9 protein-coding genes are annotated in these 12,389 nt (G+C 56.7%); 4 read left to right on the top strand and 5 right to left on the bottom strand.

What is annotated here, in order from left to right; translation table 11 throughout:
* Nucleotides 1–39: 39 nt before the first annotated feature.
* The 3 genes from DXH95_RS07590 to DXH95_RS07580 form a co-directional block, all read right to left on the bottom strand.
* Entirely contained in the window at nucleotides 40–2,517 is a 2,478-nt protein-coding gene (locus tag DXH95_RS07590) for an ABC transporter permease (RefSeq protein ID WP_115548765.1), read from the bottom strand.
* Entirely contained in the window at nucleotides 2,514–3,173 is a 660-nt protein-coding gene (locus tag DXH95_RS07585) for an ABC transporter ATP-binding protein (RefSeq protein WP_115548764.1), read from the bottom strand. Before DXH95_RS07585 ends, DXH95_RS07590 begins: the two co-directional genes overlap by 4 nt.
* Before the next feature lie 188 nt (nucleotides 3,174–3,361).
* Nucleotides 3,362–4,405: a type 1 glutamine amidotransferase domain-containing protein gene (locus DXH95_RS07580; protein ID WP_115548763.1), complete on the bottom strand. Its 1,044-nt coding sequence runs from the start codon at nucleotides 4,403–4,405 to the stop codon at nucleotides 3,362–3,364.
* Between the two features lie 135 nt (nucleotides 4,406–4,540).
* Here DXH95_RS07580 and DXH95_RS07575 point away from each other — a divergent pair, with 135 nt between their 5' ends.
* Both DXH95_RS07575 and DXH95_RS07570 read left to right on the top strand, forming a co-directional pair.
* Nucleotides 4,541–5,227 carry a response regulator transcription factor gene (locus tag DXH95_RS07575; protein WP_115549460.1) on the top strand — a complete coding sequence of 229 codons (687 nt, stop codon included), beginning with the start codon at nucleotides 4,541–4,543 and terminating at the stop codon, nucleotides 5,225–5,227.
* Nucleotides 5,228–5,244: 17 nt separating this feature from the next.
* Nucleotides 5,245–6,504 carry a sensor histidine kinase gene (locus DXH95_RS07570; protein ID WP_181883594.1) on the top strand — a complete coding sequence of 420 codons (1,260 nt, stop codon included), beginning with the start codon at nucleotides 5,245–5,247 and terminating at the stop codon, nucleotides 6,502–6,504.
* A 141-nt stretch (nucleotides 6,505–6,645) separates the two neighbouring features.
* Here DXH95_RS07570 and DXH95_RS07565 read toward each other — a convergent pair whose 3' ends face one another.
* Nucleotides 6,646–9,258, bottom strand: a complete 2,613-nt coding sequence (locus tag DXH95_RS07565) for a TonB-dependent receptor (RefSeq protein ID WP_115548761.1) — start codon at nucleotides 9,256–9,258, stop codon at nucleotides 6,646–6,648.
* 260 nt (nucleotides 9,259–9,518) lie between these two features.
* On the opposite strand from DXH95_RS07565, the gene DXH95_RS07560 reads away from it, so the two are divergent.
* Together DXH95_RS07560 and DXH95_RS07555 are read left to right on the top strand one after the other, a co-directional pair.
* Nucleotides 9,519–10,595 (top strand): MBL fold metallo-hydrolase, encoded by a 1,077-nt coding sequence (locus DXH95_RS07560; RefSeq protein ID WP_115548760.1) that lies wholly within the window; start codon nucleotides 9,519–9,521, stop codon nucleotides 10,593–10,595.
* Between the two features lie 45 nt (nucleotides 10,596–10,640).
* A complete protein-coding gene (locus DXH95_RS07555; protein ID WP_115548759.1) occupies nucleotides 10,641–11,648 on the top strand; it encodes a LacI family DNA-binding transcriptional regulator in 1,008 nt (335 codons plus the stop codon).
* A 6-nt stretch (nucleotides 11,649–11,654) separates the two neighbouring features.
* Here the strand turns inward: DXH95_RS07555 and dapB are convergent, their stop codons facing one another.
* A complete protein-coding gene (gene dapB / locus DXH95_RS07550) occupies nucleotides 11,655–12,383 on the bottom strand; it encodes a 4-hydroxy-tetrahydrodipicolinate reductase (protein ID WP_115548758.1) in 729 nt (242 codons plus the stop codon).
* Nucleotides 12,384–12,389: the final 6 nt, after the last annotated feature.

The following is a 12,389-nucleotide window of genomic DNA, read 5'->3' as shown; positions in this document are numbered from 1 at the left end:
TTCGAGAATTGCCGAATTGAATAGAGTCATTACGCGTGTCTATGTAGCCAGCAGATCCCGAACCGAGACCTTCAGGCTTTGGCGACAAGCGATATAGCCCACAAGGCACACGGTCACGACCATTGCAAAGACCATCCCCACGACCCACGAAATGTCCGGGTTGTATGTCAGATTGAACTGGGCTTGATAGATCAGCAATCCCGCGCTCCAAGTGCCTGCAATAGCACCAGCGGCGGCGATCAGGGCGGTCACGCCCCAATCATGGAAATTCAGCAGCAGGCAATCTGTTTCCCTAAATCCCATGCTCATCAGCAGGCCATTTTTCTGCCGGTCATCGGCGCTGAAACCACTTACTGACGCAGCGAGCACAAAGAGCGCCAACAATAGCACCATGGCCGCATAGCCGCTTGTTAATTTCGTGACGATCCCAAGTGTTCGGTCAAATCGTTCGGTCAGTTCCCGAAGCGGTACAAGCGAGAGAGTCGGATATTGCTGCCACAGGCCAGCAAGCGCATCCCATGCATGTTCTGGCAGTTCCATGCTTCCCATGTAACGCGTTGGGGCATCAATATGCGCCCTGGCTGACAAAGGAACCTGGAACCAGAAAGTGATCGATCCAGCGCCTGGCTGGTAAGTGTGGCTTGCCACTAGGGTAAAGTCGTAGGTCTTGCCGCGGATCTGGTAGGTTAGTTTATCACCATAGCGCAGCCCCATGTCAGTCATGACTTCGGATTCGGCGGAAATCTGGCGCCAATCGCCTACGCCCGCCGACCACCAGGTGCCGCCGGCAAGACGGTTGTTTGCAGGTATGGTTTCTGTCCAGCTTAGCCGGATCGGATCTTTGAGTGTGGTAAGTGTGTCGCTGGGATTCCGGGCATGGTCTGCAAGGGTTTTGCCATTTACGGCAACAAGCTGAGCAGGCATAAAAGGGCGCAGCGAACGGACACTGCTGCCAGTTATTTCAGCCCAACGATTGATTGCGTCAATCTGCTCTGTTTGGGCTTCCGAGATCAGAAGGTTGCCATCATGGCTGCGGCTATAGCCTTCCATCGTCGAGCCCAGATCGCGCATCAGCATTAGCGTGAAGAGCAGGAGTAGCCCGCACAGACCCAGCCCCAGAACCTGCGCCGATTTGGCAAACAGACGCTGGCGCATCATGAAAAAGGCGAATGGCAGCAGACCGGTGCGTCGGCGTCCCCACAGATCACCTAGCCGAATGACGGTCCAGGTCAGAGCCACCATTAGAATAAGCGCAGCAGTGATGGCGGCGAGCGTCATCCCGGTCAGCAGCCAATTGTCGGAATAGGCAGCGGCGAGTAGCGCTACTGATGTAACGCTCAAGAATAACCGATGCCACACGTGGCTGCTTTCGGAAGCATTGCGAATGAGCGCAAGAAGCGAGGCGCGGGACAGCTGAATGAAGCTGGGAACCTGCAGTGTGAGCAGCAGTAGAAAAACCAATCCGATCGTCTTCGACGCAGGCCACCAATGCCATGCCGTTTCAATTCCCGGGAAATAGCTTTGCAATTGGCCAACGATCAAGATGAAGGCTAGCGTGGCCAGTATAGTGGCGAGGACGGCAGACAGGATAAAGCCGGCCAGCCATTCTCCAAGCGCCATCAACATGCCGGTGCGTGTGCGGGTTCCGAAGCTTGCATAGATTGCGAGCCGATAGCGCATTTTAGCAAGCCAGCGGCGGTTGGTCATGTCGAGAGCCACAGCGCCCATGAAAAACAGGATTACGGACGCCAGCCCAATGAAATTTTCTGTCCGCTGCCAGAAGTTTGCGAGAGGGTGTTGTCCGCCGATTTTCTTGATCACACTTGCGCCGGGCAGGGCGGTGCGTGCCCAGTTTTCTATCGCCCTTTGCTGGCTTGCATCCGCGGTAACCAGATAGCGCGTGCGCCTAACGCTGTTGTCGATTGATGCGTCATTGAGGCTATTGGTGTGCACCATAGCTCTCTGGGTTGTGCTATGACCTTCCATGATGCGGTCGGGTTCATGAAACAGAATGGCGCTGACTCGCAAGTCCGTGCCACCGATGGTGAGAGTGTCGCCGACTTGCGTACGCAGCATGGTAGCGAGCCGGGAATCGATCCAAATCTCGCCGACCTTTGGGCCCTGATCGACGGCGCGTTGGGTCGCTACGGGGGTGTCGCCAATCTGAAGATTGCCCTGCAACGGGTAGGCGTCATCGATAAGCTTCAATCGAACGCGCGCCCATTTGCCCATATGAGTAAGGGTAATGTCGTTCAACTGCGTCACCGATAAGCGTGGTGCCAGGGACCGAAGCGCGACTTCGGCGTCGTGCTTTAGTGGAGCATGGCTTTCAACCACCAGATCCGAACCAAGCATCTGATTAAGATTGTCGGCGAGATAGTGTTGGATCGACGCGCTGGTAAGCGTCAGTGTCAAAAGGAATAAAAGCAGGACAGTTTGCGTAGCCATGCTGATGCTGCCGTCGCTGCCCTTGAGATCACGCAAGCAATTCTCGAGCATCAGTTTCAATCTGTTCATGACGTTGCTTTCAGCTGTCCGGTCTCCAGCAGAAGGCACCTGTCCGCAAGCGAGGCCAACTGCCGGCTGTGGGTGACGACAACCAGTCCACAACCGGTCTCTCGGGCGCAGTCAAACATGAGCCCGGCCACGTTTTCGGATGTGTGCATATCCAGATTGCCGGTGGGCTCATCTGCAAAGATGAAACGTGGGCCGGTTACAAAGGCGCGCGCCACTGCAACGCGCTGTTGCTCACCTCCGCTCAATTGGTGGGGGCGGTGCCTGGCACGATCTTCCAGCCCAACCTTTTCAAGCCAGAGGGCGGCGATTTCGAACGCGTCTCGATTGCCCTTCAGGCGAAGCGGCAACGCCAGATTGCCGATGGCGTCAAGTTCCGGCATCAGGTGAAACTGCTGGAAAATGAAACCGGAATTGGCGCGCATCGTCAGCGCGTCGACCTGGACACCGTCTATGGTGAAAGACACATCTCCGCCAGTCGGTATTTCGAGGCCCGCCGCGATCGACAGCAGGCTGGACTTTCCCGTTCCCGAGGGACCAATGATTGCCAGCGTTTCGTCCGCCCGAATGGTGCATGAAAGATCGCGAAAAAGGTCGATCCGTTCGCTGGCCGTATCGAAATGATGGCTGATACTTTTTAGCTCGATTGTATCTTGCATAATGTATTCCTGTCGCTTCGCAGACCAGCCTCCGAGACGATGTCGAGCGAAGTTGAAAGGGGGGGGGCTAACCGGCGGCTGCGTGGCGACACGCACAACCGCGAGCCAATTCCGGACTGCTTCGCCGGGAAAACGCGGCGCGACAGATAGGCGGACGCTTACAAAACGTCCGCCTATCTGTGATCGCTTTATTGCATTTTTGACAGCTTGCTTCGGGCTTCTGCGATTCCGGCAACCAGTTCCGGCCTGCTAAAATGCGGCAATGCCAATTCCATCACTTCAACCGCATTCGTCAGTGCTTCGCGATCCGACCCCGCCGATTGTGCCCGGAAGAATCCCCACATGGCAATCAGTGGGACATCGTAGAGTGTAGGATCGGCGTTGAATGACGCGCGCGCATTCCCTTTATCACCGCTGAGCATCTGCGAAATCAGCTCCACGCTTCGTTCATCGGCCCATGGCTGGCGCGGTGCAAGCGGGCGTCCCATCGCCTTGACCACAGCTTCGGCCGCATCCGCTGTGGAATAGGGGTTTTGTCCGGTCACCAACCTGCCATCGGTGACCACATGGTTGAGCATCATGGGTGCCTCGCTGAATTTTGCGCCCGAACCTCGTAATCCGCTTTCTAGCAGGACAGGAAATGAAGGGGCCCAGCCCTTGCCGAAAAGGGCTTCTTCCTCGTTTGAGAACCCGGTAACCGCTCGCCCTTCCAACAGCGAGCTACCATTTTTGAGTGGTAGGTTCATCAACACGGCCGGGCCATGGCATACAGCGCCAATAACGCCGCCTTCTTCGTAAGTTCTCGCCAGCAGCGCCTTGAGATCAGCGCTGACGGGCAAATCGAACATCGCACCTTTGCCGCCAATAACGAAGATCGCTGCGTATTTTTCGTTACCCAGATTGGAGATTGCTCGCGTGCTTGTCAGTTTTGCTACAGCATTGGAATCGCTAAGGAAACGACTGTTATAGGGCTTGTTGCGATTGAACTTGTCGGCCACAACGGCACCGCCGGACGGACTGGCGATATCAACCTGAAGACCATTGTCCGAGAACACAGCATAGGCCTGTGACAACTCGTCCATTTCGAAACCAGGGCGTGTCTTACCATCGTCGGCTCCGTAGCCGCTAACGACGAGGAGGACGCGATCACTGTCTCTTGCCTCCGCATTTGCGGGCGCAACAATCAGCAAAGCAAGCGTGCACGACAGCATCGTTGTTATCCGGAACTGCATCTTCTAACCTTTCCAATGTTTGACAATGCTGGCGTCCTTCACACAGGAGGTGTCATATGGATGTTAAACCCATTTTGACGTTCTTTTGACAACGAGCGCGCCAGTTTGCGGCAGCAACAATCCGGGAAAGTGCATTTGAGCGACAGCTTTGACATATTATTGGTGGAGGATAATCCGGATCTCGCCAGCAATATCATCGATTATCTGGAGGCGCTCGGTCATCGGCTGCATTACGCTGCGGACGGCGAGGCTGGCTTGCGGGAAGCATTGCTCAGCCGAGTTGATATCATACTGCTCGACCTCGCACTGCCGAACCGCGATGGATTGAGCGTCTGTGCCGAGTTACGTCGCCGCGCAGATCGTCGTGTGCCCATCTTGATGCTAACCGCGCGCGACACATTGGATGACAAGCTCGCGGGTTTTGCCAATGGTGCTGACGATTATCTGGTCAAACCCTTTTCGCTGGCGGAACTTGCGGCACGGGTCATGGCGCTCGCCCAGCGCACACATTTGGGGCAACCACATTATATTTCGATCGGCCCTTTGGCCATAGACCGGCAAGCTAGAGCCGCGACACGAGAGGGACGCCCGCTTCGTTTGACGCCGCTTCTTTGGGATTTACTGTTGCTGCTGGTTGAAGCATGGCCAAATCCTGTTAGCCGCGACGAAGTGACTCGGCGACTATGGGGAGATGAGCCACCGTCATCCGATTCACTGCGGGCACATTTGCACCTGCTGCGCCAAGTGGTGGATAAACCATTTGACCTTCCCATCATCGAAACCGTGCACAGCGTTGGATTTCGCTTGAAAGTCGAGCGATGAGGCCGGGACGGCATAGCTTGCGCGGTCGGATTGTTGTCACGATCATCGGCAGCGTGATTGCAACCAGCCTGATCTTTGGCCTCGCGGCATTTACCATAGCGTATACGATGGAAGATCGCTTGTTCCAGCGAGCGTTGGCGGAAGAAGTGGCGCACCAGAAAACCAGTTGGCAGCGCACCGGTGCACTGGCGGCCCCCAAAAGCACCAATTCAGCAGTATATCGGGGCGGCCAGCTACTTCCTCCCGACATTGGGAGGGAATTGGCCGAAAATCCCGGGCAGACCGAATTTTTCGGTCGCCAAGGCCGCCATTATCATATCCAGCGCTTCAATCTGAATGAAGGCCGACCGGACATCGGGCCTGCACCTGCAGTCGCCGTTATCGAAGTTAGCCGGGACTTGCTCGTTCGTCCCTATAGGGATTCGATCATCACGCTGCTGGTCGGGATGAGCCTGTGTATTGCGATACTTATGGCACTGTTTGGGTGGTGGCTCGCCTATCGAGCAATGAAGCCGCTCAGTGATCTTGCGCGCGATGTTTCCAAAGCAGAATCCACTATACCGATTATTGATCCAACCAACTATCCGGCCAATGAAATTGGAACGCTGGCGGAAACTCTTGAGCAAGCCTTTGCGCGCATTCGCGGATTTGTTGACAGGGAGCGTATTTTTACCCGCGACGCCAGTCACGAATTGCGAACGCCGCTCGCTGTCATTCGCGGCGCAGCGGAAGTCATCGCGCTCAATCGCGATCTGCCTTCCGACTTCGCAGAACCTCTTCGCCGCATCGAAACGGCAACCACGGACATGACACTTGCTCTTGATCAGTTGCTCGCTTTGGCGCGTGAGAGCGATGGCGTTGCCAAAGAGATGGTGCTGCTGCGGCCGATGATGGACAAGGCCATTGATTGGGCCAAAGTGCGTTATCCCAAAAGTGCGATCGCGGTCTCCACCAAAATCGACGATCGCATTGCGGTCTTGGTCCATCCTACCTCTTTGCAACTTGTGCTAAACAATCTGATTGGAAATTGTTTCCAGCATGTAGGAACCGGACAGCTTATGGTCGATTTTGAAGATGGCTGCCTGTCCATTTCCGATGACGGCCCCGGCTTTGAAACTGACGGCGACCCTTTCACAGCATTTACCAAGGGCGAAAACAGCAGTAGCAGCGGCCTGGGCCTCGATATTTCCCGACGCCTGTGTGCCGCCGCGGCGATCGGCCTGTCCGCTGGCGAGACCAAAAATGGTCAAGGGGCGCACTTTCGCATCACTTTTTGAAGAAGCGCGAATCTGTTCGATCAATATGAATGGGCGGTGGTGGGCAGCTGCGCTGCAATAGTAAAAAGGCCCCCGCATCGCTGCGAGGGCCTCTCTTTAGTTCAACGGAACCGGTAAGGCCGGTTCGCTGCCGTCTGGATATCAGAACTTCACGCCCAGCTTAACGCCGTAGAAACGCGGCGGGGCGGGGTAGACAGCGAAGCTGCTGCCCTGTTCCGGGATCGGGAAGGCGGTGATGTTGTAATAGGTGTTGAAGAGGTTTTCGACATAGCCTTCAACGCTATACTTGCCATCGCCGAAGTTGACGCCTGCCCGCAGGTTGACGATGCCGAAGCCGTCATTGCCGGTGAACGGCTTTCCAACTGGGTCGTTAATCGGATAGTGATCGCTGTTGTAGCGCCAGTCGGCGTGGATGAGACCATTAACACCATCACTGATCTGCGGCGTCCAAGTGATGCCGCCGGTGATCGCATGCTTGGGCTGGTTTGATGCCTGCTGCCCATTGTCGGTGCCTGCCGCCGGGTCGCTGACTTTCGCATCAAGATAGGTGTAGCCCATGTTGATGACGAAATCGGGATGCGGACGGATGATGCTTTCCAGCTCGACACCCTGCGAAACCAGCTTGTCGTAGTTCAGCACTACGAAGTTGTTTCCGAGGAAGCGGTTCGACTGATAGTTTTTGAACTTCGAATAGAAGAGCGAAGCGTTGAACTGGAATTCGCGGGTGAAGTTAGTTTTCAGGCCGACTTCGAACGCGTCAACCGATTCATTGCCGAATTCGAGGTCGGTGAGCTGCGCGCCGTTGCCACCGAGCAGAACCGAGTCGAAACCAGCGCGGTCGAGGTTGTAACCGCCCGACTTATAGCCACGGTCATAACCACCGAACAGCAGCACATCGTCATTCACCTTATAGGCGATACGTGCTGTGCCAGTGAATTCGCTTTCACTGCGCTTGTCCGACTGGATGCCGTTGAATTCGCTGTTCACCGCCGGGTTGCAGCCGAGCAGATATGCACCGCCGAACAGGTTCGCTGCCTGTAAAGCCTGACGATAAGGCAGCGTGGCCGGGTTCTGGAAGAAGGAACAGGCCGGAACAACCGCGTTCAGGTCGGTATCAATGCTCTTCTTTTCATAATTGTAACGCAGACCCAGCGTTAGCGACAGATTGTCGCTGATGTTGATGATGTTGTGCGTGAACAGCGCAATTGCGTTGGTATCGACACGATATTTGTCCGCAACCTGTCCGGCTCCGGCGGGTGTACGCGGCAGCGGGCTGTTAAACAGGGCGAACAATGCCGGGTTGCCGAGCGCGGCTGCAAGCAGCGTCGGATTGGTTGCAAGTGCGACCTGACCGAACAGCGGAACTGCGGGGCCAAGTGTACCAAACAACTGCAAGCCAGAAGGTAGTGCGGTTGAACGGGTCAGGCCGTTGATCACGGCATCGGTATACTGGTCAGCCTGTGCGCCGAAACGGATCGTATCGGTCATGGTAAGCTTTTCGTTCATGTAGAATGCGCCAACCAGCCAGTCGACTTTGTCGTCAAATGCCGAACCCTGCAGGCGGATTTCCTGGGTGAAATCCTTCATGCCGGTGCGGTAATCGTCGCGATAAGCACGATCGAGACCCGAAAAATCGATGTCCTGGTCGCGCAGCGCTTTCCAGTCACGATAGGCGGTGATCGAGGTCAGCGTTGCGCCGCCGAAGTCCCAGTTGAATTCGCCCGAAACGCCCCATTCATCGACCTTTTCGGTCAAGCCGCGACCCGGTGTAGTTGCCATGACGCGACCCTTGGCGTCGAACGGACGGACGATGCCGTCACGGCCGACTGCGCCGCCCGCCAGCGGATTGGCGGACAAAGCTTCGATCGCGTTGCTGCCGATGAAGGCGATGGCGTTGTTGGTACTGGTCAGCGGCAGCGAGAAACCGCTTCCGGTGTTCAATGCGCCACAGCAATCTTCGTTGGTCTTGGCGACATCCGCAATCAGGCGGAAGTTGATGTCGTCATTTTCGAAATAGGCCTGACCACGGGCGAACCAGCGGTTGATGTTGTTGACGCGGCCATCTTCGTTGGCGAGCTTGATGTAGCCGTCACGCTTGTGATAGCCGCCATCCAGACGCAGCGCGACCTGCTCTGAAACCGGGCCGGTCACGCCAGCTTTGGCTTCGATTTCATCGAGATTGCCATAGCTGAGTTCAGCATAGCCACCGAGTTCGAACTTCGGCTTGGTGGTGGTGATGTTCAGGGCACCTGCCGAGGTGTTGCGACCAAAAAGCGTACCCTGCGGGCCGCGCAGCACTTCGACACGATCGATCGGGGGCAGCTCAGCTAGTGCAACGCCTGCGCGCGCGCGGAAAACGCCGTCGATGAACACGCCGACGGCGGGTTCAAAGCCCGGGTTGTCCCCAGCGGTACCGATCCCACGAATGGTCAGCACAGCGCCGGTAGCTGATGACTGGCCTGTGGTGGTCTTCAGCGAGGGGGCGAGCTGCTGGATGCCACGGATATCGACGATACCGGCATTGGCAAGCTGCTCGCCAGCGACAACGCTGACTGCAAGGGGAACGTCCTGCGCAGCCTGGTCGCGACGCGTTGCAGTGACGATGATTTCGTCGAAAGCGACGTCTTCTTCGGCTGTCGCTTCGGCAGCTTCGACACTTTCATCCTGAGCCTGAGCGGCCGAGGCGAGCCCGATTGAGGCGACACTAATGGTCGACAGCAGTGCGGCACGCACTGCAGCATGTGCAAACTTCATAATATAACTCTCCACTTGATCATCACAAATGTGCCGGAAATCGGCGAACTTCCTTGGGAGTGGGGATGGTAAACCATCCTTGTCTTATCTTTTTTATGGTGCATTCTGCACTGGTTGCGGCTGTAACCAGTCCGATTGCAGCCCGCAATCTGCTTAGATGTGCTAACGTAAAATCTTTGATAAACGCGGCAAAATTGCCACAATTTGTAACAATCCGTCGCGGGAACAGTGTTCGATTTTGTTTTTGGGGGGAGGGCAGCATGCGAAAATCTGCAAAATGGCTGTTGGCGTTGCTTGGGGTGGCTGCAATCGGTGCAGTCGGGATAAGGCATTTTCAGGAACAGATCGGGCTTTCGCTTTTCGAGCGCGCCGTCAATAATCGTGTGGGTCGTGACGTCATGGCGTCACTGCCTGACGGTTTGCATGTCGGGTTGTGTGGAACTGGCTCACCTTTGCCAAACGCCGACCGGGCAGGGGCCTGTACCGTTATTATTGCCGGTAAACGGATTTTTGTTGTCGACGCAGGTGAAGGTGGGGCGCGCAATATCTCTTTGATGGGAATACCCAATGGAAAAATCGCGGGCCTGTTCCTGACGCATTTCCATTCCGATCATATGGACGGCTTGGGTCCGATGATGTTGCTTCGGTGGACGGGCAGTTCGGCCAAGGCTCCCTTAGCAGTCTATGGCCCTACCGGCGTCGAAGCGGTGATTGCAGGTTTCAACGCGGCTTATGCGCAGGATAACAGCTATCGCATCGCTCACCATGGAGAGGATATCGTACCGCCGTCTGGAGCAGGGGCAACCGCAATGCCATTTGCCGTGGATGGCGACAGTACAGTGGTTCTTGAAAAAGACGGCCTGACCGTCACTGCCTTCAAGGTTGATCATGACCCGGTTTCGCCTGCGGTCGGATACCGTTTCGATTATAAGGGGCGGTCGGTTGTCGTCAGCGGCGACACAGCCAAATCGGCAGTTTTGGAACGCGTGGCAAAGGACGCAGACTTGCTGTTGCACGAAGCGCTCCAACCGAAACTGGTCACCAAGATGACGGCGGCGCTCGACAAAAAAGGATTGGGCAACACAGCCAAGATAACCAAGGATATTCTGGATTATCATGCCTCGCCAGAGGAAGCTGCGGACAGTGCGCGTAAAGCGCGTGTGGGCCAACTTGTGTTCACCCACATCGTTCCGCCTTTTCCGTCGCGTTTCTTTAATCCGGCCTTTTTGGGCGACGCCCCCAAACGCTTCAAAGGCGAAATTGTGGTCGGTGAGGACGGCATGCTCTTCAGCCTGCCGGCGGGCTCCAAGGCAATCAGCCGACAGGAGTTGATGTAATCCCCTCGACGCGTGTAATAGGCTGAAAATCGGGGAGAGGCATTTATGGCATTTCGGGTCACCGCATTTGACGTCGCTCAGCGCGCCGGCGTTACCCAGCCTACCGTATCGCGCGCCTTGAACGGCAGCCCGAAGGTCAGCGATGAAACGCGCGCCAAGGTGCTGCAGGCCGCACAGGAACTGGGCTATGTCATCAACCAGAATGCCACGCGGCTCCGGCGTGGCGAGACGATGACATTGGCGGTGGTACTGATCGGCCGGGCGGGGGAGAGTGCCACCGAGACCAATCCCTTCTACTTCTCCTTGCTGGGCAGCGTTGCCGCTGCCGCCGCCGCCAAAGGCTATAATTTGCTGGTGTCCTTTCAGGACAGCCCTGGAAATTTCTTTGGCCAATATGATGATGCCCGTCAGGCCGACGGGATGATTGTCATCGGCACGACGCAAAATCCGGAAGCCTGGGCCTATTTCCGCGGACTTGACCATGCGGACAAGGCCTGGGTGTGCTGGGGCGCGCCCGATGATGATCTGCGCTGGGTGCGCAGCGAGAATGAGGGTGGTGGTCGGATCGCGGCACGCTACTTGCTTGAATCCGGACGAAAGCATCCGGTTTTCATCGGCGCTCGTGCCTCCCAACAACGCCAGTTTGGCGAACGCTATGACGGATTTGCCGAAGAGCTGCGCACTGCGGGGCTATCAGCGCCCGCGATCGAGGTCGACGAAAGCCTGTCGCGTGAGGAGCAAGGCGTCGAGGCCGTTCGGACTTTGCTCCAGTCCGGTCAGCCTTTTGACGGCATATTTGCTGCCTGTGATCTGACCGCGCTAGGTGTTTTGCGGGCGCTTTCCGAAAGCGGGATATCGGTTCCTGAGCGGGTGTCGGTCATCGGTTTTGACGGGATCCGGGCCGGCAATTATTCGTCACCGCCGCTGACGACGATCGAGCCGGATTTCGAACAGGCGGGTGACCTTCTGGTCCAGAATGTTTTGAATCGCATATCAGGTGAACCCCTGACCCATCAACGTGTACCGGTGCAATTGGTGCGGCGGGGCAGCTAGCTAGCGCTAGAGCCCGAGCACTTCGGGCATATTATATCGCCCGGGCTTTTGCTGCATCAACCAGATCGCCGCTTTCACCGCGCCACGGGCAAAGATCATCCGGTTTTCGGCACGGTGTGACAGGGTGATGCTTTCCTCATTGCCCGCCAGTATCACACTATGATCGCCCGCCACCGTGCCACCGCGCAGCGAAGCAAAGCCGATCGCGCCTTCCTTGCGCGCACCTGTAATGCCGTCGCGGCCTCGCTCGCTATTGTCGGCAAGATCAACATAGCGTCCGGCAGCGGCGGCTTCACCCAGTAGCAGGGCTGTGCCCGACGGAGCATCAACCTTCATCCGGTGATGCATTTCGACGATTTCGATGTCCCAGTCGGCTCCCAGCCGCGATGCGGCCTCTTTCACCAGTGCGGCGAGCATGGTGACACCGAGTGAGGTGTTGCCGGTCTGCAGTACGGCGATGTCCTGCGCGGCATCGTCAATCAGCCAGTGATGCCGCTCTTCAAGTCCTGTAGTGCCAATAACAATCGGTTTCTTGGCAAAATTGCAGGCCGCCAGATTGGTTTCCAGCGCATGTGGGCTGGAGAAATCGACCAGCACATCGGATGCCGCAGCAAGGCCTGCGATATCGTCACCCTTGTCGACCCCGCCTGCATGTTCAAGCCCTGCTTCGTTGATGGCGTCTACCAACGCCTGACCCATGCGGCCCTTGCTGCCAATGATACCGACTTTTGCCATAGTTGC

It is taken from the genome of Sphingorhabdus pulchriflava (assembly GCF_003367235.1).
Lineage (GTDB): Bacteria > Pseudomonadota > Alphaproteobacteria > Sphingomonadales > Sphingomonadaceae > Sphingorhabdus_B > Sphingorhabdus_B pulchriflava.
The sequence above is the reverse complement of the archived record's forward strand: the minus strand, read 5'-3'. Positions and strand labels throughout refer to the sequence as shown.